Annotated in this window: 23 protein-coding genes and 1 pseudogene; 10 read left to right on the forward strand and 14 right to left on the reverse strand. The window is 71.3% G+C overall.

All coding sequences use genetic code 11. From position 1 onward, the window contains the following. Positions 1–36 precede the first annotated feature (36 nt). The 3 genes from L3078_RS23835 to L3078_RS23845 form a co-directional block, all read right to left on the reverse strand. Positions 37–1,683, reverse strand: a complete 1,647-nt coding sequence (locus L3078_RS23835; RefSeq protein WP_338059519.1) for a HEAT repeat domain-containing protein — start codon at positions 1,681–1,683, stop codon at positions 37–39. 85 nt (positions 1,684–1,768) lie between these two features. Beyond that, complete coding sequence (locus L3078_RS23840) at positions 1,769–1,963, reverse strand: hypothetical protein (protein ID WP_239755989.1); 195 nt, start codon at positions 1,961–1,963, stop codon at positions 1,769–1,771. A gap of 182 nt (positions 1,964–2,145) precedes the next feature. Continuing rightward, positions 2,146–2,334, reverse strand: a complete 189-nt coding sequence (locus L3078_RS23845) for a hypothetical protein (RefSeq protein ID WP_239755990.1) — start codon at positions 2,332–2,334, stop codon at positions 2,146–2,148. 166 nt (positions 2,335–2,500) lie between these two features. Between L3078_RS23845 and L3078_RS23850 the strand changes: the two genes are divergently transcribed. Next, complete coding sequence (locus L3078_RS23850) at positions 2,501–3,115, forward strand: hypothetical protein (protein ID WP_239755991.1); 615 nt, start codon at positions 2,501–2,503, stop codon at positions 3,113–3,115. A 136-nt stretch (positions 3,116–3,251) separates the two neighbouring features. Here the strand turns inward: L3078_RS23850 and tnpA are convergent, their stop codons facing one another. Further along, positions 3,252–3,668 carry an IS200/IS605 family transposase gene (gene tnpA / locus L3078_RS23855; protein WP_239755992.1) on the reverse strand — a complete coding sequence of 139 codons (417 nt, stop codon included), beginning with the start codon at positions 3,666–3,668 and terminating at the stop codon, positions 3,252–3,254. A 25-nt stretch (positions 3,669–3,693) separates the two neighbouring features. On the opposite strand from tnpA, the gene L3078_RS23860 reads away from it, so the two are divergent. Next, positions 3,694–4,917, forward strand: coding sequence for an RNA-guided endonuclease InsQ/TnpB family protein (locus L3078_RS23860; protein ID WP_239755993.1), 1,224 nt, complete (start codon positions 3,694–3,696; stop codon positions 4,915–4,917). 88 nt (positions 4,918–5,005) lie between these two features. Here L3078_RS23860 and L3078_RS23865 read toward each other — a convergent pair whose 3' ends face one another. Further along, positions 5,006–5,605 carry a TetR family transcriptional regulator gene (locus L3078_RS23865; RefSeq protein WP_239755994.1) on the reverse strand — a complete coding sequence of 200 codons (600 nt, stop codon included), beginning with the start codon at positions 5,603–5,605 and terminating at the stop codon, positions 5,006–5,008. Between the two features lie 151 nt (positions 5,606–5,756). On the opposite strand from L3078_RS23865, the gene L3078_RS23870 reads away from it, so the two are divergent. Next, complete coding sequence (locus L3078_RS23870) at positions 5,757–6,509, forward strand: NADPH-dependent F420 reductase (protein WP_239755995.1); 753 nt, start codon at positions 5,757–5,759, stop codon at positions 6,507–6,509. A 100-nt stretch (positions 6,510–6,609) separates the two neighbouring features. Beyond that, positions 6,610–7,400: pseudogene (locus L3078_RS23875) on the forward strand (dienelactone hydrolase family protein). A gap of 487 nt (positions 7,401–7,887) precedes the next feature. Here the strand turns inward: L3078_RS23875 and L3078_RS23880 are convergent. Then, on the reverse strand, positions 7,888–9,303 hold the full coding sequence (locus tag L3078_RS23880) for a lipase family protein (protein WP_239755996.1): 1,416 nt from the start codon (positions 9,301–9,303) through the stop codon (positions 7,888–7,890). Positions 9,304–9,545: 242 nt separating this feature from the next. Here L3078_RS23880 and L3078_RS23885 point away from each other — a divergent pair, with 242 nt between their 5' ends. Further along, positions 9,546–10,241: a TetR/AcrR family transcriptional regulator gene (locus L3078_RS23885; RefSeq protein ID WP_239755997.1), complete on the forward strand. Its 696-nt coding sequence runs from the start codon at positions 9,546–9,548 to the stop codon at positions 10,239–10,241. A 26-nt stretch (positions 10,242–10,267) separates the two neighbouring features. Here the strand turns inward: L3078_RS23885 and L3078_RS23890 are convergent, their stop codons facing one another. After that, positions 10,268–10,468: a ferredoxin gene (locus L3078_RS23890; protein WP_239755998.1), complete on the reverse strand. Its 201-nt coding sequence runs from the start codon at positions 10,466–10,468 to the stop codon at positions 10,268–10,270. Between the two features lie 26 nt (positions 10,469–10,494). Next, a complete protein-coding gene (locus tag L3078_RS23895) occupies positions 10,495–11,703 on the reverse strand; it encodes a cytochrome P450 (RefSeq protein WP_239760445.1) in 1,209 nt (402 codons plus the stop codon). Positions 11,704–12,019: 316 nt separating this feature from the next. Between L3078_RS23895 and L3078_RS23900 the strand changes: the two genes are divergently transcribed. Then, positions 12,020–12,493: a MarR family winged helix-turn-helix transcriptional regulator gene (locus L3078_RS23900; protein WP_239755999.1), complete on the forward strand. Its 474-nt coding sequence runs from the start codon at positions 12,020–12,022 to the stop codon at positions 12,491–12,493. Positions 12,494–12,550: 57 nt separating this feature from the next. Here the strand turns inward: L3078_RS23900 and L3078_RS23905 are convergent, their stop codons facing one another. Then, positions 12,551–13,666, reverse strand: coding sequence for an SCO2400 family protein (locus L3078_RS23905; protein WP_239756000.1), 1,116 nt, complete (start codon positions 13,664–13,666; stop codon positions 12,551–12,553). A gap of 420 nt (positions 13,667–14,086) precedes the next feature. Between L3078_RS23905 and L3078_RS23910 the strand changes: the two genes are divergently transcribed. Continuing rightward, positions 14,087–15,886: a lysyl oxidase family protein gene (locus L3078_RS23910; RefSeq protein ID WP_239756001.1), complete on the forward strand. Its 1,800-nt coding sequence runs from the start codon at positions 14,087–14,089 to the stop codon at positions 15,884–15,886. A gap of 86 nt (positions 15,887–15,972) precedes the next feature. Here the strand turns inward: L3078_RS23910 and L3078_RS23915 are convergent, their stop codons facing one another. Continuing rightward, the gene (locus L3078_RS23915; RefSeq protein WP_239756002.1) at positions 15,973–17,460 is read right to left on the reverse strand and encodes an MFS transporter; all 1,488 of its coding nucleotides are present in this window, start codon (positions 17,458–17,460) and stop codon (positions 15,973–15,975) included. A gap of 319 nt (positions 17,461–17,779) precedes the next feature. Further along, positions 17,780–18,052 carry a GntR family transcriptional regulator gene (locus L3078_RS23920; RefSeq protein WP_239756003.1) on the reverse strand — a complete coding sequence of 91 codons (273 nt, stop codon included), beginning with the start codon at positions 18,050–18,052 and terminating at the stop codon, positions 17,780–17,782. 158 nt (positions 18,053–18,210) lie between these two features. Here L3078_RS23920 and L3078_RS23925 point away from each other — a divergent pair, with 158 nt between their 5' ends. After that, positions 18,211–18,552 (forward strand): hypothetical protein, encoded by a 342-nt coding sequence (locus L3078_RS23925; RefSeq protein WP_239756004.1) that lies wholly within the window; start codon positions 18,211–18,213, stop codon positions 18,550–18,552. 414 nt (positions 18,553–18,966) lie between these two features. Here L3078_RS23925 and L3078_RS23930 read toward each other — a convergent pair whose 3' ends face one another. Genes L3078_RS23930 through L3078_RS23940 form a run of 3 tightly spaced genes read right to left on the reverse strand, consistent with a single transcriptional unit; the run spans position 18,967 to position 20,575 of the window. Then, positions 18,967–19,821: a DUF5753 domain-containing protein gene (locus tag L3078_RS23930; protein ID WP_239756005.1), complete on the reverse strand. Its 855-nt coding sequence runs from the start codon at positions 19,819–19,821 to the stop codon at positions 18,967–18,969. Between the two features lie 6 nt (positions 19,822–19,827). Next, positions 19,828–20,349 carry a DUF6879 family protein gene (locus L3078_RS23935; RefSeq protein ID WP_239756006.1) on the reverse strand — a complete coding sequence of 174 codons (522 nt, stop codon included), beginning with the start codon at positions 20,347–20,349 and terminating at the stop codon, positions 19,828–19,830. Then, positions 20,324–20,575: a hypothetical protein gene (locus L3078_RS23940; protein ID WP_239756007.1), complete on the reverse strand. Its 252-nt coding sequence runs from the start codon at positions 20,573–20,575 to the stop codon at positions 20,324–20,326. The genes L3078_RS23935 and L3078_RS23940 overlap by 26 nt, the downstream gene beginning before the upstream one ends. Before the next feature lie 375 nt (positions 20,576–20,950). On the opposite strand from L3078_RS23940, the gene L3078_RS23945 reads away from it, so the two are divergent. Further along, positions 20,951–21,178 (forward strand): DUF6415 family natural product biosynthesis protein, encoded by a 228-nt coding sequence (locus L3078_RS23945; protein WP_239756008.1) that lies wholly within the window; start codon positions 20,951–20,953, stop codon positions 21,176–21,178. Between the two features lie 119 nt (positions 21,179–21,297). After that, on the forward strand, positions 21,298–21,798 hold the full coding sequence (locus L3078_RS23950) for a glycine-rich domain-containing protein (RefSeq protein WP_239756009.1): 501 nt from the start codon (positions 21,298–21,300) through the stop codon (positions 21,796–21,798). Positions 21,799–21,809 lie beyond the last annotated feature (11 nt).

Genomic DNA, 21,809 nt, shown 5'->3' on the forward strand with positions numbered 1-21,809 from the left:
CGCCCACCGCGTCGAGCCGGCCGTTCCAGGTTCTGGTCAGGCCTTCCCCTCCTTCTCCAGCTTGTCGAGGATGCGGCCCGCCGTCAGGCGGATGTTGAAGGAGGTGACGGAGGAGTGAGGACCGTGCGCGAGTGCCTCCAACTCGCCGAGCAGGCCTGCCCGGTCGGCCGCCTCGGGCAGCTCGCCGTACGCGTCCACATACCGGCTGATCCCGTACAGGGCCTGGTACCGCACGGATTCCGACGGATCGTGGAGGTGGCCGAGCAGGAGGCGCACATCGCCGTCCTCGTCCACGTCCAGGAGGGAGACGACCACCGCCCTGACCTCGTCGGACGGGTGGTCGATCAACCGCCGTACGGCGGGGAGGGTCTCGGGGTAGTGGCTGAGCGCGTTCCGGGTGTCGTGGAGGATCGCCTCGTCGGTCGTCAGGAGACCGAGCAGCGCCTCGACCACCGCGCGCCGCTCCGCCTGTTGCTCCGCGCCTCGCGGTTCGTGCTGCCCGAGCTGCATCAGCCCCCGCACCGCTCCGGCCCGTATCCGCTCGTCGGGATCGCGCAGCAGCGGCAGCAGTAGTTCGGTGGTCCGTGGGTCCGGGCGCTCGCCCAGCGCCCTGGCGGCGGCCGTCCGCACCTCGTGATGACCGAGACCGGGCCACAGCTCGGGACCGGGGCCGGGACCGGGCCCGGGGCCGGGACCGGAGACGACCACCGTCCTGATCAGCTCCCAGGCCGCCGAGGTGTCGATGCGGGCCAGTGCCCACACAGCGGTGGACCCCGACTCCGGGTGGTCCAGCCAGCGCACCGCGAGCGGTTCGGCCCGCTCCTCCCCCCACCACCCGAGGGTGTGGAGCATCTGCCGGGCGGCCTCCGCGTCGGTCTCGGCCGCCAGGGCGGACAGGACCGCCGTGCGGGAGCGCCGGTCGTCGGGCAGCTTGGACGCGGACATGCCCCGGACCCCGGGGCACTCGTCGCGCAGGCCGTCGAGGAGCGAGCCGCGCAGCCGGGCCAGGTCCTTCGACGGCAGCATGTCCAGGGCCCGCGCCCGGGACATGCCCCGGCCGTACCGGGCGGTGTGCAGGACCTGCTCCCGTACGCGCCGGTCCCGCAGCGACGCGTAGAGGGCGATGCGCGCGTGCCCCCACACCATGGTGCCGTTGTCCCCCAACAGCCGTATGAGGACCGCCGTTTCGGGGTTCCCCTCCCGTCGGGCCAACCCGAGCAGCCCGTTGAGCCGCAGGTGCCAGTCCGAGTCGTCGGACATCAGCCGCCGGAACGCCCCGACGACGTCCGGCCCCTCCAGCGCCAGCCGTTCGGCCGCGAGCGACGCGCGCCGCCGTACGCCGCCGTCCGGGTCCCCCATCAGACCGACGATCACCGCGCCCGCGCCGTCTCCTCCGACGTGCCCCAGCAGGCCGAGCGCGTCCGCCGCCCCGGCCCGCACCACGGCGGCGGGGTCCTGAGCGGCCCGTACGACGGCCTCCGCCACACCGGCGACCACGTCCTCGTACGCCGCAGCCCAACGCCCCACCCGCCCGAGCCCTTTGACTGCGGCAGCCCTCCGCCCAGGTTCTGTGGCTGTCAACTCCCTTAGGAAATGGGCGATTTGATGCGCCGCGCCGTCGGCTCCCCCGCCCCTGACAACTCCCACGCGTCCCCCTCGGAGTCCCCTGCACCGCCCCGCCACGGGGGAGATGTCACTGAGAACGACCGCTTCGGGGGTCCGGGAGTTGTGCGGGCGGGCGGTCCTGGCCGTACAAGCCGGGCGCGTCCTAGTCGTTGTCCCCGCCGCCGCTGCGGGACTTGCTGTTCGCCTTGAGGGCCAGCTCGCTCGCGACCTCGGTGGTCTTGGCGATGCCCCGTGCCCAGCGCGGGGCATCGCCCCGGGCGGTCCAGTAGACGCAGACGCAGCCGCCGATGGCGAGCAGGAGGACGACGGACAGGATGGCTATGAACACGGTGGTCATTCGCTCTCTGTTGACTGGCCGACGCAGGGGGGTGCCTCGGTGAGCTGGACAACGGAAGGGACGCGTGGGGGCGGGCAGGGGTTCCGCGCATACGGCCCACGTCACCGAGACTCGTCGGCACGGTCGGCACGGTCGGCACGGTCGGCACGGTCGGAACCGGTCGGCACGGTCGGCGTTGGCGCTCAGGCGTGCTGTCGCTGTCCTCGGCCCCGCAACAGGCTGACGCCCGGGCCGAGCGAGACGACGCCCATGCCGACGGCGGTGGCCACGCCCTGCGCGCCGTCGACGACCAAGGGGGCGACCGCGGCGACGACCAGGTTGAACAGGAACAGGAACCACAGGACGGGCTTCGAGCCGAGCAGGGCCTTCATGGGAGTTTCCCTTCGGGGAGAGGAGGGGGGAGGGGTGAGGTCCGTTCGACCTCGTGCTTCCACGATCCCGTTCGGCCGGCCTCGCCACGAGGGAGTGCCCTCCCGGATCGGGGGTGTAGCCCGCTACACCCCCGCGCTGTCAGTGGCACGCGGTACGTTCCGGGCCATGGGCATCTACCTGGTGAGCGTCGACGCGGAGGACTGGTTCGGTGAGGGCCAGGACGCGGAGGAGGACGAGGAGGAGGGACGGGGGCGGGTCGCCGCCGCGCTGAACGAGGAGCTGGCGCGGCGCGGGCTGCCGCCCTACGACTCGGTGCCTGGGCGCACGGACCTGGTCCGCGGCTCGGGGCTGGCTTTCGAGGAGAAGCTGGTCCCGCCGATGGACGGGTTCGTCACGCTGTGCGAGGCCCACCTCACGCGCGAGGAGACGGAGACCCTGCTCGGCTGGACCGTGCTGGTGCCCCTGTCGCTGGAGGAGGACATCCGGCTGGACGACGTCGAGTCCGGCTACACGGACGAGACCGTGGTCGCGGGCGCGCCTCAGGTGCTGGCGCTGGCGGAGCGGCTCGCGGCGGCCGTCGAGCTGCCGACGGCCGAGGTTCCGGAGATGTGCGACAACCTCGACCTGACCACGTGGTTCCTGGACGGGCCGGCGAAGCGGCTGGCGGCGACCCGCCCGGGCCCCTGGGCCGACGACCTCGACATGGCCTTCTACGTCGCCCTGTACCTGCGCGCGGCCCAGCACTCGATCCGCCGCGCCTGCCCGATCGTGTACTTCTGACCGCTACGTCTGACCGCTACGTGACCGCTACCGGAATTAATTCGCAGTGCATCGGCCTTCAGGCCGGTGGTGAAGCGAATCTGATGGTGGCGACGCGGAGCGTCGCGGAATCAGATCCGGCGGAGCCGGATACCGCTCATACCGGCCGGTTCTGCTGCTCGATGTACTGCCTGACCACGGAGAGCGGGGCGCCGCCGACAGTTCCGGCGAAGTAGGAACCGGACCAGAGCTTGTTGGCCCGCCAGTAGTGCCGTACCAGGTCGGGGAACTCCTGGCGCAGGCGGCGGGAGGAGACACCCTTGAGGGAGTTGACGAGTTTGGTGACGGCGATCTTGGGCGGGAAGTTCACCAACAGGTGGACGTGGTTGTCTTCGCCGTTGAACTCCACCAGCTCGCACTCGAAGTCCGTACACACCGACCGCATGATCTCCTCCATGCGCCTCAAGTGGGCATCGGTGAACACCTTGTGCCGGAACTTGGTCACGAAGACCAAGTGCACATGCATCACGAAAGCACAGTGCCTACCAGTTCTGATCTCATGCATCTCAGCCATAACCCAAGTATGTATCGTGATGGTCATGCAGCTCCGGTACGCCTTCAGGTTGTACCCGGACGCCGGTCAGCAGGTCGCCCTGGCCAAAGCGTTCGGGTGCGCCCGCGTCGTGTTCAACGACTGCGTGCGCGCCCGTGAGGACGCCCGCAGGGCGGGCAAGCCCTTCTTGAAGGCCGGTGAGCTGTCCACCCGTCTGATCACCGAAGCGAAACGGACCGTGGAGCGGTCCTGGCTGGGTGAGGTCTCCGCAGTCGTCCTGCAGCAGTCGCTGCGCGACGCCGAGGCCGCGTACAAGAACTTCTTCGCCTCCCGCAAGGGCACGCGCAAGGGCCCGAGGCTGGGGGCGCCCCGGTTCAAGTCCCGCAGGGATGCCCGGCAGTCGATCCGGTTTACCGCCAACGCCCGCTGGGGCATCACCGACAGCGGCCGGCTGAACCTGCCGAAGATCGGGGCGGTGAAGGTGAAGTGGTCCCGCACCCTGCCCGCCACCCCCACCTCCGTGACCGTGATCAAGGACAGCGCGGGCAGGTTCTTCGCCTCGTTCGTCATCGACACCGACCCCGCCGAAGACGCCGCCCGGATGCCCGCCACCGACCAGAGCATCGGCATCGACCTGGGACTGACGCATTTCGCGGTGCTGTCCACCGGAGAGAAGATCGACTCCCCCCGGTTCTTGCGCCGTGCGGAGAAGAAACTCAAGCGCGCCCAGCGCGAGCTGTCCCGCAAACAGAAGGGATCGAAGAACCGCCAGAAGGCACGCCTGAAGGTCGCCCGCGCCCACGCCAAGGTCACCGACGCCCGCAAGGAGTTCCACCACCAGCTCTCCACCCGGCTGATCTCCGAGAACCAAGGAATCGCCGTCGAGAGTCTGTCGGTGACGGGACTGGCGCGTACGAAGCTGGCCAAGTCCGTCCACGACGCGGGCTGGACGGCATTCGTGAACATGCTGGAATACAAAGCCCAGCGCTATGGACGCACCCTGATCAAGATCGGCCGGTTCGAGCCGACCTCCCAGACCTGCTCCACCTGCGGAGTCAAGGACGGTCCCAAGCCGCTGCACATCCGGGAGTGGACCTGTACTGCCTGCGGCACCCTCCACGACCGGGATCACAACGCCGCACTCAACGTCCACCAGGCCGCCGGACTGGCGGTAACAGCCTGCGGAGCGCCGGTAAGACCAGGAGCAATCCCGGCACAGCGCGAAGAAACAGGAAGCCACGGAATCCCCACCGGAAACCGCGCCGCGTAGCGGCACGGCAACCAGTGGAGAAGGCCAGAATCCTCGTCTTTCAAGGCGAGGAGCATGTCAAATCTATGGCGTCGAACTATGGCGTCGGCTATGGCGTCAGCGTCGCGAAGGCCTCGTCCAGGAGGGCGACGAGGTCGAGGTCGCCGTCCGAGGCGGTCCAGTGGTCGAGGGCGATGTTGAGGCAGTCGAGCGCGGCGGCGGCCCGTACGGTCTCCGCGAGGGTCGGCGGTCCCGGGGAACCGTGACGTTCGGCGAGGGCTTTCGCCAGTGTCGGCCGCCAGCCGTGCTGCTTCTCCAGCTGGCGTGCGCAGAGCGCGGGGGTGTCCCGGACGAGCCGGGTGGTGGCGAGGGAGCCGACCGGGTCCTGGTGGTAGCGCTGGATGACCGTGTCCAGTGCCCGGCGCAGCGCCGTCCAGTCGTCCTCGTCGGCGGGGCGGGCGCGCAGCGCGTCCGCGACCCAGCCGCCGTGCGCGTCGAAGACGTCGAGGACGGCGTCCTCCTTGGTGCCGAAGTACCGCAGGAACGTGCTCCGGGACACCCCGGCCGCCGACGCCAGATCGTCGAGCGTCACCTTGTCGAAGCCGTCGCGGCGGAACAACTCGAAGGCGACCTGGGCCAGTTCGGCCCGTACGGCCGCTCGTGCGATGTCCCGTGTGTTCGCGCGGGCCGCTCCGCTCACCTCACTCACCCCGCGATGTTAACCCTGCCCGACCCCCGCTTGCGGGTGTGGGACTCAGTGGCTAGCGTGACACTCAGTTTCATCTACGGTACTTGTTATCGCGCCACTCGACCTACTCGACCCACTCGGCCTACTCGACAGCAAGGAGCGATCCGACGCCATGACCAAGACCCTCGGACTCATCGGCAGCGGAATGATCGGCGGTGCGCTGGCCCGGCTGGCCGTCGCCGCGGGGATGGACGTCGTCCTGAGCAACTCGCGCGGCCCCGAGACCCTCGCCGACCTGGTCGCCGAACTCGGCGACCGCGCCCACGCCGCCACCCCCGCCGAGGCCGCGCGGGCCGGTGACCTGGTCGTGGCGACGATCCCGCTGCACGCCTACACGCGGCTCTCCGCCGCCGACCTGGCGGGCAGGACCGTGATCGACACCATGAACTACTACCCGGAGCGCGACGGCCGCCTCGCCGAACTGGACGGCGGCGGCCTGACCTCCAGCGCCCTGGTCCAGCGGCACCTGGCCGACTCGTACGTGGTCAAGGCCTTCAACGCCATCGACTTCCGGCGGTTGCTCACCAGCGCCCGGCCCGCCGGGGCCGCCGACCGCAGTGCCCTGCCCGTCGCGGGCGACCACGCGGCGGCCAAGGACGAGGTGATCCGGCTTCTCGACGCCCTTGGCTACGACGCGGTCGATCTCGGCCCCCTGGCCGAGAGCTGGCGCGCCGAGCCGGGCACGCCGGTGTACGTCACGCCGTACCTGGCGGAACGCCCGGCCGGGCTCGGCCAGGAGGAGGCGGGGCGCTGGTTCTTCGAGACCCCCGGTGTCCCGGTCCCGGCCGCCCGGGTGAGGGAACTGACGGACTCGGCGGTACGCGGCGAGCCGGGCACCGCCCGCATGGCCCTCGCCGACGACTGACGTCCCGACGACCTACGTCACGACGACTGACGTCCCCCGGCTCCCTTCAGGGACTCTCACCAAGCCCGCCAACTCGCCTTCCGTGCAAGGGAATCAGCCCATGAGCTCCTCTTCCGGTTCCGCCCCGCGGTCCGCCCTCTCCGTCCGCACGTCCCCGGTCGACATCCCCACCCCCGACGGGACCGTCGACGCGTACGTCTGTCATCCGGCCGACGGCGGGCCGTACCCCGCCGTGCTCCTCTACATGGACGCGTTCGGGGTGCGGCCGCATCTGAAGGGGATGGCGGAGCGGCTGGCGGCGGCCGGGTACGCCGTTCTGCTGCCGAACGTGATGTACCGCAGCGGGCGGGCGCCGCTGGTGGAGCTGCCCGCGTTCATCAACCCGGCGGAGCGGCCGGAGATCATCGAGCGGATCCGTCCGGCGATGCTGGGGCTGACGCCGGACGCGGCGACGCGCGACGCCGGGGTCTACCTGGACTGGCTGGAGGCCTCCCCCCCCTGACGAACGGCGGCCCGGTCGGGATCACCGGCTACTGCATGGGCGCGGGGCTGGCGCTGCGGACGGCCGGGACGTACCCGGAGCGGGTGGCCGCGGCGGCGGGGTTCCACGGCGCGTACCTCGCGACGGACGCGCCCGACAGCCCCCATCTGCTCGCCGACCGGATCACCGCCGAGCTGTACTTCGGGCACGCCGACAACGACTCCGCCAACCCCGCCGACCAGATCGACCGCCTCGACAAGAGCCTCACCGCCGCCGGCGTACGCCACCGGGCCGAGGTCTACGAGGGCGCCCACCACGGCTTCACCCAGGCCGACACGGCCATGCACAGCCCCGAGGCGACGCAACGCCACTGGACGGCCCTGCTGGACCTCCTGGCCCGCACCCTATGAGGGAAGCCGGGCCGCAGGCAGGGGGAGGCGGGGCGGCCGTAGGGAAGGCGGCGTGCACGCGACGCGCCGGCGCGCACCGCACGGCGGCGTACGCCCGCCGGCGCGGGTCGGCGCGGGGGCCGCCGACCACGAGGCCGCCAGCCACGCCAGCCGTCACCGGCCCCCGGCCGTCACCGGCCCCCGGCCGTCGCCGGCCCCCGGCCGTCGCCGGCCCCCGGCCGTCGCCGGACGCGGCTGTCAGCGGTCCCCGGCCGTCGCCACCCTCGACCGCCGCTGGCACCTGGCCCGTCGCCCTCGGGCGGCCGCCAGCCCCCAGCTGTCGCCACCCCCGGCCGTCGCGACCCTCGACCGCCGCTGGCCCGCCGGCCCGTCGCCCCCGGGCCGTCGCCGGCCCCCGGCCGTCGCCGGCCCCCGACCCCCGCCGGCCCCCGGCCCGTCGCCACTCCCCGGCCGTCGCCATTCCCCGGTCGCCGCCAGCCCCCGGCCGTCACCGGCCCCCGGGTGTCCCCGTCACCCCCCTCAGGAACTCCGCCAACGTGTCCGTCGCCGTGTTGTGGGACGTGGCGGCGAAGAGGGGGTCGAGGTGGTTCATGGAGTTGTCGGACTCGTAGACGGCGTACGGGACGCGGGACTCGGCGGCGACACGGCGGGCGCTCTCCACGACCGTGCCCTTGGCGTAGCTGGTCTGGAAGGCGTAGAGGGGGATGTCGAGGCCGGCGGCGTGACGCAGGCGCAGCCCGAGGGAGCGGGCCAGGTCGGTGTCCGCGTAGGCGTCGCTCACGTCGAGGTCGACGGAGAGACGGGCGGGCCAGTACCACTCCCACACCCCGGGCACGGGCCCCGCGTACGCCTCCGCGACCCGTCCGATCGGCGTGATCCCGTCGTCGACCCACCCCCGTACGCCGTCGGCGTCGGCGTCGGCCGCCGCCGCGAGGTGCCCCGAGTGGACGCTGATGTCGTTCGGCCAGCCGAAGCCCGCGTCGACGAAGCTGCCGAGCAGCGCGGCGTTGGTCACCGGGAACGGCACCCGCAGCGCCTCTGGCACCCGGTCCTGGAGGACGGACCGGCCCTCGGGGGCGTGGTGGGCGTACCACCCGGCGAGCTGGTACCAGATCTGGGTGCTCTCGGCCCGCTCGCCCATTCCGACCCCGCTGAGCGTCATGTCGAAGACCTGCCCGCCGGCGATCGCCGCGAGCCGCTCCCGCACCTCCTCCGGCGAGTCCCGCACGGGCGCCCCCGTCCCCTCGAACGCGCCGCGCACGCCCCCGTCGAGGACCGCGAGCCCCACCAGATCCCGGTACCCGGGCCGGCCGCCGAAGTCCCAGGCCGCGTACGCCAGCGCACTGGTCGCCCCCCAGGAGTGCCCGCCGAGCACGACGCGCCGCCGCCCGCCCACGCGAGCGGCGCGCACGACGCCACGCAGGTCGTCGAGGGCCCGCTCCAGCCCCCACCGCCCGACGTACCCGGCGGCGGCGGGCTCCAGGGCCCGGTAGCGCCCGTCGAGGTAGTAGCCCACGGGGTCGGCGTCCCGCGCCCTCGCGAACCCGCTGCGGTCGGCGAGGTTCTCCTCGCGCCGGTCGACCGCCCACACCTGTGTCCCGGGCACGCGCGCGACCAGGTCCCGCGCCATCAGCCGGAAGTCGTTCGCCGCGCCGAACATCCCCGGCACCAGCACCACCACGGTCCGCGCGTCCCGCGACCCCACCTTCAGCACATGCACCCGATCACTGCCGACGGGCCCGCCCCCGGCCCCGACCGGAACCGGCACGTACTCCTCGTCCACGCCCCCGCCGCCGACGGCCCAGGCACTCCCGCCCCCGCCTCCGCCCACCGCCCCGGCCAGGGCCAGCCCCGCGCCCAGCCCACCGCTCAACACCGCTCTACGCGTCGGCCGTTTCGTCATCTCCGGTCGCCTCCTTGGGAGTTGGGGGGTTACGACACCGGCCCAAGCTTCCCCCGGCACCCGCCCGGCTCGACCACCGGGGCCGCCGAACGGACGGTTTCCGACGGATCGGTGTATGTCGGCCTTGGCGCACCGGAGTCCCGCCGCCCCTTCCTCCACGTTGGGCGTCCGACGCGGGGTGCCGTGGCCACGTAGCATCGGGCTTCGGCATCGGGGGGTGTTTCAGCGACGCGGAGGATCGGATGACCGTCGGTGCGGGTCGTGGGGCGCCGTCGGTGCGGCGGCGGGACGCGCTGCGCAATCGGGAGCTGTTGGTGGCGGCGGCTCATGAGGTGTTCACCGAGCAGGGGCTCGAAGCGCCGCTGGATGTGATCGCCCGCCGGGCCGGGGTGGGGAACGCGACGCTGTACCGGCACTTCCCGAGCCGCGCCACGCTCATCGAGGCCGTCTTCCACGACCAGCTCACCGGCACGATGGCCGTGGGGGACCGGGTCCGCGACGCGCCGGACGCCTGGACCGGGCTGGTCGAGTACCTCGGCGCGGTCTTCCACACGCTGGCGTCCGACCGGGGCACCAACGACCTCATGACCACGCATCTGCCGGGCATCGACGTCCTGGAGGACGTCCACGAGCACAACCGGCGGACCGTCGAGCTGCTGCTGCGGCGCGGCCGTGAGGAGGGCACGGTGCGTGGCGATGTCACCACCGAGGACGTCCTCTTCGCCTTCGCCGCCCTCGGTCGCGCCGTCCCCGCCCTCACCGCCGCCACCACCCCCGACGCCTGGCGCCGCCCCCTCACCCTCCTCCTCGACGGCCTCCGGCCCTCCGCACCCACACCACCGACGCCACCGACAGTCCTGCCGGGGATCGCCCTCACCGCCGAGCAACTCCACGCCGTATTGGGAGAGTTGGGGCCGCATCGGTCGACCAAGGGGTAGCGAGATCATCCGGATCCCCGGTCCGGTCACTCCGTCCCGTCGAGGGTGATCGCCGCCGTCGGGCAGACCGCCGCCGCCTCGCGGACGGCCGGATGGTGCGGTGCGGCGGGGGTCTGGTCGAGGAGTACGACGATGCCGTCCTCGTCGCGTTGGTCGAAGACCTCGGGGGCGATGAGGACGCACAGGCCGGCGCCACAGCATTTCGTCTCGTCGACGTGGACCTTCATGGGGACACCTCCTGGGAAGACCCTCGTCACCAGCGCACCGGGACCTCGCGCAGGCCGCCGACGAGGAGGCCCTCGACCTTGCGCAACTCATCGGCGGGGACGGCGAGTTCGAGGGTGGGCAGCTTGCGGAGGAGGACTTCGAGGACGACCTGCAACTCCGTGCGCGCGAGGGCCTGGCCGAGGCACGAGTGCGGCCCGGCGCCGAACGTGAGGTGGGGGTTGGGGCTGCGGGTCAGGTCCATCTCGTCGGGCGAGGGGAAGACCCGGTCGTCCCGGTTGGCAGAAGACATCCCGCAGAACACGGTGGTGCCGCCCGGCAGCAGCTCCCCGTCCAGCTCCACGTCCTCGCTCAGATAGCGCCGCATCCCGAACGCGCCGAGGTTGGCGTCGAAGCGCAGCACCTCCTCCACCGCCGTACGGACCAGGGAGGGATCGGCGAGCAACTGCTCCCAGCGGCCGCGGTCGGCCAGCAGCAGCGCGACCATCTTGCCGATCATGTTCGCGGTGGTCTCGTGGCCGGCCACCAGCAACCCCATGCCGGTGGCGAGGAGTTCGGCGTCGGTGAGGCGTTCCTCCTCCGGCAGCGCGGCGCTCTCCACGATCAGCGTGCTGAGCAGATCCTCACCCGACGCGGCGCGCTTCGCCTCGACCAGGGCGGACATATAGCCCGCGAACTCCGTGAACGCCGCCCGGGTCTCCTCCTTCGAGAAGCGGCTGACGTTCAGGAACGCGTCCGACCAGTGCGAGAAGCGGTCGCGGTCCTCGGCCGGAGCGCCGAGCAGGTCGCAGATGACGTAGACCGGGAGCGGGAAGCCGAGGGCCGCCTTCAGGTCGGCCGGTTCACCCGGCGTGGCCTGCTCGATCATGTCGTCGAGCAGGGACTCCGCGATCCGCGCCATGCCGGGGCGCAGGGCAGCCATGCGTTTCGCGGTGAAGTACCGGCCCACCTGGCGCCGCCAGCGCAGATGCTGCTCGCCGTGCTCGGGGATCGCCAACGCGTACTCGGGGCTCGCGTCGGCCGCGACGCCGCCGGAGCCGTCGGCGGAGAGCCGCGCGGTGTCCTCGCCGGCGCGCGGGCGGGCGAAGCGGGGGTCGGAGAGGAGGGCGCGGACGTCGTCGTAACGGCTCACGAACTTCGCCCGGTCGCCGCTCGGCAGCTCGACCGTGGCCACCGGGCAGCGGGCGCGCAGCCGCTCCCACGCGGCGGGCGGGTCCAGTGGCCCGTCGCTGACCATCGGCAGCCGGACCACTTCCTCACCACCACCACCGCTCGTCCCGACCGTTCCAGTCCCGGCCGCTCCTGACCTGACCGTGCTTGTCTCGGCTACTCCTGTCCCGACCGTGCCTGTCTCGGCTTTGCCCGTCTCGGTGTCGCCCGTTTCGACCTTGCTCATCTCGGCATCTCCTAGTGGGGGGAGGGAGGGAGATGGCAATGCACGCTACACGGGTAGTGCATCGTGCATCAATGGTGCATCATGCACTCTCCATGCATGGCGCAATCTCGACGTAGGGTGAGGGGCCCATGGAGGCCACACAGGCAGGAGGAGACCGGTGGATGCCCGAGAGGCGGGGGAGCGCATCGAGCGGGAGCTGCTGATCCTGACGCGGAACCGCGAGACGTCGACGCCCCGTGGCGTCCGCGACGGCGGTGCCCTGGACCGCAGCGCCTATGTTCTGCTCACCAGGCTGGAGGCCCAAGGGCCCATGTCCATCCCGGACTTCGTGGAGGCGTTCGGGTTCAACGCGTCCACGTTCACCCGCCAGACCTCGGCGCTCCTGCGGGAGGGGCTGGTGGAGCGGACCCTCGACCCCGACGGGGGAGTGGCCCGTAAGTTCCGGATCACCGACAAGGGGTCGGCGCGCCTCACCGAGCAGCGCGAGGAGTTCGTCGCCGGGCTCACCGGCGTCATCGCCGACTGGCCCGCCGAACGCCTCCGGCGCTTCGTCGCCGACCTGGAGCAGTTCAACACCGACATCGAACGTATCAGCGGACGTTCTTGGCCACGTCCCATGGCCGAGGGCTGACCGCCTGGCAACGGTCAGCCCTCTGGTGTCCTGCGTGCGGCGGTGTGCGGCCGTGCGTCAGTTCACGCACACGATCCCGAGCAGGCAGAGCCCCGAGGGGGACGTCGTCGCCGTGTCGGAGCTCGAACCGTCGGATGCGCCCGTGTCCGAACCGGAGCCCGAGCCGGAGCCCGATCCCGTGTCCCCGCCCGAGCCGCTTCCCGCTTCCGAGCCGGTGCCCGAGCCGTTGTCCGCGCCGGAGCCCGATCCCGTGCCGGTGCCCGCGTCCGACGAGGCGCCGGGGTCGTCGGTGGCCGGCGGCGTGGTCGTTCCGTCCGACGGGGTGGCGGCGGTGTCGTCGGCGGCCGACCTGCCGGCGCCGGAGGAGCCGGTCCGCGCGTCCTGGGCGGACGGCGTGGCCGAGTCCGTACGGGGCACATTGGGGTGCTCGGCGCGGGAGTTCGACCGGCTCGCGGTGGAGCGGTCGCGTACGGGGTCGCCGGACGGGGTCCATGAGGGGGAGTCGTCCGGGGTGCGCCGGGCGTCGTCGGTCTCCGTCGCCGACGTCCGGTCGCGCTGCGAGCCCTGTTGCTCGACGGAGCCGAGGCTCTCGGCGTCCGGGGCCGTGGCCGCCTGGGTGCGGTCGGTGGACTGCCGGTCCATGCCCATGACGGTCAGTCCGCCACCGACCAGCGCCACGGCGGTCGCGACGACGGCCCGGCGCTGGTTCTTCTTCCACCGCGCCAACTGACGCCGGCGCGCGGCCCGCCCCTGCGGCACCACGTCCACGCCCTCGACGTCCACGCCGTTCACGACATCCACGCCGTTCACGCCGTTCACGTCGCGAGCGCCATCCGCGTCAGCGGCCCGGTCCGCGGCCCGGTCAGCGGTCCCGTCAGTGCTCCGGCCGAGGTGCCCGCCGTCGATGCCCGCCGGCTCGTCCGCCGGCGTCCCGCCGTGCCACCCCTCGTCCGCCGTCGCCCCGTACTCCCACGTCGCGGCCGGAAGCACCGGTGCCGCCGGTGTCGTCGGCGGCAGGGGGATCATCAGCGGTGAGGTCGCCTCCCCGGTGGGCCCGGACGGGTCGACACGGCTGTCGATCGCGGCCGGGGCTATGTCGGGCGCGTAGGCGCCGCAGCCCGGGCACACGAGGGCGCCGTTGAGATGTCGGCGACATGAGGAGCAGTAGTCCATCGAGGTCTTCCTGTGTTGGCATGCCGTCGACCCGCCGGGCCGCGGCCCGGTCACATCACGTTCGCACGTGGGATCGAGCGGATCGAGCGGTCAGCAACGCTAACGAGCCATTCTCAGGGCTGTGTGCAGGCTGTGTGACGCTCCTGCGCGGATTCCCCGGGGACTTGGAACCGGTTCCGCAGGGATGTGCGGGCGTGTGTTTGAGCCGTGCTCGCCACACGTTCCGTTGAATTCCGTCCCAACAGGCAACCCGGGCACGCCTTTTGCCGGTCTCACAGGTTGCTCACAGGACGAGTGGACCGAGCCCGGTCGGCCCGGGGTGCGTGGGGGTGCATCCGTTCGGCCGGCCACCGGTCGGCCGTCGTCCGTGGGCTGTCCAGTCCGATGCCCCTGACCAGGGCACTCGCAGACGAGGAACCGATGACCAGCCAGATGACCAACTCCTCCAGCCCGACCGGCGAGACCGGTCCGGCGAGCGCGACCAGCTCGTCCGGCCCGTCCGGTGGCCAGGACCGCCGCCGTCGCCTGAAGCGCCCGGGCCTCGCCGCCCTGGCGTCGCTCACGGTGGTCGCCGCCGTGGCCGGGGCCGCCCCCGGCGCCGGTGCCGCGCCCGCCGCCAAGCCCGGGACGCCGCAGATCAAGCTGATCGCCGCGTCGAACTCCGTGACGCTCACCCGCTCCGAGTGGATGGGCGGCGTCAGCCTCCAGCTCGGGACCTACCTGTCGGTCGACAACGCGCCCCTGGAGCTCCAGGTGACGCGCAAGTCGTACAAGGACCCCATCGTCGTCAAGCAGTTCCTGCGCGACGGCAAGACCACCAAGACGAAGACGCTGCCGAAGGGCACCGTCGACGACTTCTCCGGGCTGAAGGGCTTCCTGGAGATGTCGATCAAGAACGCGGCGGGCGAGGAGGTCCTGAAGAGCGCGGACACCTTCTGCCCGAACAACGCCTCGGGCCGCATCCGTCCGGACGCCCCCGACCTCAACCACTATCCGCAGAGCTGCTCCACCAACCCGTGGACGCTGGGCTCGGTGTGGGGCATCGAGAAGGGCTGGGCCACCAACACCACCCAGTTCGACTACGAGAGGGGCGTGGACCTGCCGGCCGGCGAGTACACCGCCAAGGTCGGCGTCGCGAAGAAGTACCGCGACCTGTTCGGCATCCCCGACGACCGGCCGACCATCAAGGTGACGGTGCGGGAGGAGCCCGCCGGCGAGGACGGCGGGGAAGGCGGCGTGGGCATGGCCCCGTCGAAGTCGTCGTCCTCCGCCCACCACGGCGGAGCCCACGGCGGTCACGACGCGAAGTCCGCCCCGGCCGGACAGCCGGCCCCGGACAGCCACCACTACGGCCCGCGCGGCGCCGACGCCCCGACGCCGCCCGAGCTGTCCTTCGCCCTTCAGGACCGGGGCCTGGCCAACCACCTCGGCGACGGCAAGGGCCACACCGACGGCTCCCGCATCGCACCCGCGCTGCAGGCCGCCCCCAAGCGTCCCACCGGCAAGGCGGGCGCCCCGGCGAACACCCCCAAGCCGGACCTGCGCTCGCTCCCCGCCTGGGACATCGCCATCACCGACGGCGAGGACGGCGACGCACCCGGCAAGGACTACCTCGCCTTCAGCGCCAACGTGTGGAACGCCGGCCCCGCGCCGCTCGTCGTCGACGGCTTCCGCAAGCCGGGCGCGAACCTGATGGACTCGTACCAGTACTTCTACGACGCCAAGGGCAAGCAGGTCGGCTACGCACCCGCCGGCACCATGGAGTGGGACCCGCGCGAGGGCCACGAGCACTGGCACTTCACGGACTTCGCCAGCTACCGCCTGCTCAGCGCGGACCAGACCAAGGAGGTGCGCTCCGGCAAGGAGGCGTTCTGCCTGGCCAACACCGACGCCATCGACTACACGGTGAAGAACGCCAACTGGCACCCGGAGAACACCGACCTGTCCACCGCGTGCGGTTCCGAGGACGCCATCAACGTCCGTGAGGTCCTCGACGTCGGCTCCGGCGACACGTACACCCAGTACCGTCCCGGCCAGTCCTTCGACATCACCGACCTGCCGAACGGCACGTACTACATCCAGGTGATCGCCAACCCGGAGAACCGTCTCCAGGAGGCCAACCACAAGAACAACGTCGCGCTCCGCAAGGTGATCCTCGGCGGCACGGAGGGCGCCCGCACGGTCCAGGTCCCGCCGCACGACCTGATCGACGCCAAGTGACAGCGGTCTGATCCGCCCCCGGCGACAACGAACCCCCAGGCCCTGGGCCTGGGGGTTTCGCCGTGAGTGGCGGGGGCGTGGGGGCGTCACGCCTTCGCCGCGGCGACCTCCGCCTCCGCCGACCGCGCGGGGCCCTGGACGTCCGTCGCCGGGACGGCCGCGCGGCGCTTCGGGATGAAGGAGGCGAGGAGGAAGGCGACGAGAGCGGCACCGGCGCCGATGGCCATGACGACCTTGAAGCCGTTCTCGGAGGGCAGCGCGTAGCCGCCGAAGTCGGTGGTCATCTGGGCGAGGATGACGCCGGCGAGGGCGCTGGCGAACGACGTGCCGAGCGAACGCATCAGCGTGTTCAGGCTGTTGGCGGCGGCCGTCTCGGACTCCGGCACGGCACCCATGATCAGCGCGGGCATCGCGCCGTAGGTGAAGCCGACGCCGCCGCCGATGACGCAGGAGACCAGGACGATGTGCCAGACCTCGCTCATCAGGACGATGTTCAGGCCGTAACCGGCGGCGACGATCAGCGCGCCGACCATCAGCGTCACCTTCGGACCCTTGGCCTTGGTGAGCCCGGCGGACACCGCGGACATCGCCATCATCACCAGACCCTGCGGGGCCAGCACCAGACCCACGGTCATCATGGACTTGCCGAGGCCGTAGCCGGTCTGCTCGGGCAGCTGGAGCAGCTGCGGCAGGACCAGCGACATCGCGAACATCGAGAACCCGAGCGCCACCGAGGCCAGGTTGGTGAACAGCACCTGGGGGCGGGCCGTGGTCCGCAGATCGACCAGCGGCTGCTTCGCCCGCAGCTCCCAGAAACCCCACGACGCGAGGATCACGACGGCCCCGGCGAACAGGCCCAGCGTCGTCCCGCTCGTCCAGCCCCAGTCGCCGCCCTTGGACACGGCCAGCAGCAGCGAGACCAGCCCGGCGGACAGCCCGAGCGAGCCGACCAGGTCGAAACGGCCGCCGGTGCGCACCTTCGACTCCGGTACGACGGTCAGGACCAGCAGGAACGACAGGGCGCCCAGGGCGGCGGAGGTCCAGAACAGCAGGTGCCAGTTCCAGTTGTCCGCGATGAACGCGGCGGCGGGCAGCCCGAGCGCGCCACCGACACCCAGCGAGGCGCTCATCAGCGCGGTCGACCCGGCGAGCCGCTCGGCGGGCAGCACGTCCCGCATGATGCTGATGCCGAGGGGGATGACGGCGGCCGCCAGTCCCTGCAGACCCCGGCCGGTGATCATCGGCACGAGCGAGTCGGCCAGCGCGCAGACCACCGAGCCGGACACCAGCAGCACGATGCTCAGCAGCAGCATCCGCCGCTTGCCGAACATGTCGCCGAGCCGCCCGACGACCGGGGTGGCCACGGCCGCGGCGAGCAGGGTCGCCGTCACCGCCCAGGCGGTGTCGGACGCCGGCGCGTCCAGCAGTCTCGGCAGTTCCGGCACGATCGGGATGACCAGCGTCTGCATCAGCGCGACGACGATCCCGGCCAGCGCCAGCACCGCCACCACGGCGTTCGGCCGCGACGGGGTACCGGCCCCCGCGTCGGAGGGTCGGGCAAGGGCGTGGGACATGGCGGGCCTTTCGTAGGGAGAGTGCGGTGTGGGTACCAGCGGGCCCGGCGGCGGAACGGGGAGTGTTCCGGCCGCCGGGCCCACCGATCGCGCCGAGCCCCGTCCCCACGGGTCCGGCGCGCTGGGGTCGCCCTCCGCTCAGGGTGACCCGGTCCATGCGCTCGATGGGGGTCGATCGGTCGTGCCACCGAGACGCTCGGCGATTCCTTGTTGCTTGACTTAGGCAATCACAGTTGGCTTACTTGAGTCAAGCAATTTTTAGCGCGCGAGGCTGGGCGAGCTTATGGGTGGCAGGGGGCAGGGGAGAGGTCGCCGTGCGTCAGTCGGCGGACTCGCCACTCTCGGGCGCGTCGGCGGGCGGCCGCTCGCTGACGAATATGCCTCGCTGGGGAAGGGTGATCACCCATCCCTCGGAACGCAGTAGCGCAACGGCCTGGCGTGCGGTGTCTCTGGCCACGCCGTAGTCGGCGACCATCTTCGACTCGGAGGGGATCGGGTCCTTCGGTCGGAGTTCGCCGGACTCGATCTTGGTGCGGATGACTCGCGCCACCTGCTTGTAGATGGGCGTCGGATCGAAGCGGTCAATTTCCATGTCCGGGACGTTAGATACGTTCCCTACGCTGCGCATATTGGCAACGTCACAGACGTCCTAGACGAGGTAGACAAGATGGAGGTACGGTTCCCGTGACGCAAGAACCCCCGCGACGCGGCGAACGTCCGGGGGCATGGCCACCAGCCTCTGAGGAGCTGATGACAGTGAGCATTATCCACGCGCTCGCGCTGTGGATCCTGGGCGTGTTCGCGCCCGGTACCGGCCGACGTCGGGCGGAAGGGCGGGCCGCGGCGCGGACCCTGGGGTCCGAGGCGCCCTGCGCGGCCGCGCCGTGGCCGCCGCTGCGGCGGTCGCCGTACGGTCTTGAAGAGCCGTTGCCCGGTGAGGCGACGGTCGTGGTCCGGCCGTATGTCGTTCTCGCCGAGCGGGAGTGCGAACGGGCGCGACAACGGCGGCGCCGTGTCGCCATGGTTCTCGCGGCGGACTTCGGTATCGACCTCGACCTGCATGTGGTGGGCGCCGAGGCGGTGGCCCGGTGAGCGAGCCGAGCGAGCAGGGCGAGCGTCCCGGGACGGCCCCGGGCGGGACACGCGCGCCGGTACGTATGTGCGTGCGCTGCTGTGCGATCACTGACGCACCGGTCGTCGTCTCCGAGGTCCACCAGGGCACCGGTCCCGGCTTCACGGTGTACGCGTGCCGGGCCTGCGCCCCGCACTTCCCGTGCGTGCCGGACATGCTGTCGCTGCCGTCTGCGGCCCGCCGAGGCGAGGGTGAGAGATGAGCGGTCATGCACGTGGTCGGAGTGCCGGTTCCAACCGCCAGGAATGAAGGGGAACGCCGGAACGCCCTCGCACCGGGCGCCCGCCTGAACTGACCAGCCCCCGGTACGGCCACGGCCGGACCGGGGTGGTGCCCATGCGCACAGACGCCGGGCGATCGCGGCCGCACCGGTGTCAGCTCAGGGCGTCGATGGCCTTCACGATCAGGGCTCGCGCGTCGGCTCCGTACACGGCCAGTTCCGTAAGCCGGGCGAACGCCCGCAAGTACATGTCGAGTTCGCTCGGCGCCGTCACGGTAACCTTCGCGGCGAGCAACTCCACATGGATCCGCGAGTCGTCGAACACCGTGAACTGCTCCAGCGGCCACATGACTGCATCTCGCGCGGCCGTGGCCGGGATGATGCCGAGGGACATGGACGGCAGGGACATCACGGCCAGCAGGTTGCCGAGCTGGCCGGCCATCACGTCCTGATCGCCGACCCGGTGATGGAGGACGTTCTCCTCGACCAGGGTCGCGAACCGGTGGTCTCCCTCGTGGATGACGCGTGCCCGGCGCATGCGGACCTCCACCGCGGCGGCCACGTCGTCCGGGGTGCCGCGGAAGTCCGCGATCGTGCGCATCAGTGCCGTCGCGTAACCGGGTGTCTGCAAGTAGCCGGGCACGACGTGGGAGGCGTACACGCGGAACTGGCGGGTGCGCTCGTACAGCTTGGCCGAGGTCTCCGCCAACTGCTTCATGCCGGTCCGCTGAAGCCGCTTCCACTGCAGGTACATGGAGTCGGCTTGCCGGTTGGCCGCGATGAGGTCGTCCGCCTGGTCGTGCGCGCCGCAGGCCGCACACCAGACGCGGATGTCGGCGTCGGCCGGCGCGGTGACGGCGTTCTCGATCCTCGACGACTTGGCGACGGACCAGCCCGCGAGACGGGCGAGTTCCTTGCCGGTGATGCCCGCGTCCAGGCGCAGCTCCCGCAGCCGAGCCGCGAGAGCCGCGCGTGCTTCCTGCACGCTGGGCGTGGGGAATGTGGACATGGACGGTTACTTGACCTTGACCTCGTACTGATCGTGGGGGGTTGCCCGTTCCCAGATCCGTTCGTATGCGGTGGCGTGCCGGGAGACCGTGCCGTGCTCGTCGCAGAGTTCCTTGCCGACCCATTCGCCGTCGCCGGAGAAGTGGTGGACACGCATCAGCCGCCCGTCGAAGATCCACAGGTCGGCGCCCGGGACGAGGAGATCCCACGCGCGGTGCCGGGGGAGCCAGCGCACCTCCTCGCCGGCCTCCACATTGGCGCGGGTCTGGTAGTGCTCCCATGCGATGTAGTCGGTGACCGGCTCGGACACGAGCCTCACGCGCCGCACGTGGACACCGCGGGCGACAGCGTCCGCGATGTTCTGGTGGTAGGGACGCCACCAGGAATCCCGGTCGTCCCAGTCCACCCGCCGACCGTCCTGCCAGGCTTCGAAGCGGGGGTTGGTGAAGTAGGTGTCCCTCATCTCCAGATGGGCGGCCGACTGCCTGGTGTCGGCGAGGAGTTCAGCGAACTCCGGGATCGAGTTCATCGCACGCCTTCCTGAGGATCGGGATCATACGGGCCGGGATCCTGATGACGGTCTCGCCGGACGGGATGGGCGCCCTCGCCGGGGACAAAGCGTCGCAGGTCGCGGTCGTCTCGTCGTCGGCCTGGTAGCTCTGGATCAGCAGATCGTCCGTGCTCGTGTCCACCCAGACTGTGGGGCATCCGTCCTCGTCTGTCTCGGGGTCGATCCCGACGAACCTGATGTTCATGGTGGCTGGTCTCCCGCACTGGTCGGTTGCAGCGATTTACACCACCATCCTGCGTGTGCGGAACCGGGTCAAGAGCACATGTTGCTCATGAACAGCACTTTTAAACGGCCATGTAATTCGGTGCAACTCCGTGGCTTGCTCCATGGGGGGTCTCCTACGGTCGAGGCAGACGACGGAATCCGGCGGCCTGGTGAACGGCCCCGGGCATGGCCGACCGTGAAGGAGTCGACGTGCCGAACCACGCCGCCCGCCAACCCGCTGCGGACCGCGACGACCCGCCGGACATCGCCACCATGCGCTCCACCGCCGACCGGATCCTCGCCTCCGACGCGAAGCCCGTCAGCCCCGAGGGCCTGGAGACGCTCCGGGATCGCCATGCGCGGCCAGATCGAACTACTCATCCCCGTAGTTCAAGGCCTGGCCGCCGGGTTCCCGAAAGGGGACATCCCGCGTGAGTGCGCCCTGGCCGGTGCGCGTGAAGCCAGCGCGCGGCTCCAGCTGGGTGCCGACGGCAGCAGCCCCGCGCGCATGTCCGTGTCGATGAAACTGGCCCGCTCCGTTGTCGCCCTGTGCGACCACTACGAGAACCTCGACGGCCGGTGATCTTCCCGGCCTCGTGACACGCCTGAACTCCCGCCCCGGCCACCACCCCCGGACAGGTCCAGTGACCGAGGCGGGTTGCACCACACAGCACGGCGACGACACCCCAGAAGGGCAGGTCAATGACCGTCACACTCGAACAGCCGGCCAGGACGCTCACGCGGGACCCGAAGGAGCTCCTGAACGCGGTCGCTCCGCACATCACCGAGCTGACCGTCAACGTGTTCGACTCCGGAATGAGCCTGTGGGACCGCGAGGTCTCCCTGCTCCTGCGCGAGCACACCATGGTCCGCGACATGGCCGAACGGATCCTCGGCAACGCCGTCCTGTACGTCATGGGCTCCATCGAGAACCCCGACGTCCACCTGGGCGTCGGCAAGCTCGTCGACATCGGCGTCCACCAGCTCATCCTCGACACACCCGTCTGGTGGGGCATCTGCCGCCTGTACAACGGTGGCCGGTTCAAGCATCACGCCCCGTTCATCGAACGCCGCCGCGACGGCCTGTGCCTGCGTACCGGCGACTTCCTGCGCTCCCAGGGCTGGGCCATCGACGAGGAGCTGTGGGCCATCGACGGCACGGACTGCTCACCGTGCGACGACAAGGTCCCCGACAGTCACTGACCCCGGCAGAC

It is taken from the genome of Streptomyces deccanensis (assembly GCF_022385335.1).
Lineage (GTDB): Bacteria > Actinomycetota > Actinomycetes > Streptomycetales > Streptomycetaceae > Streptomyces > Streptomyces deccanensis.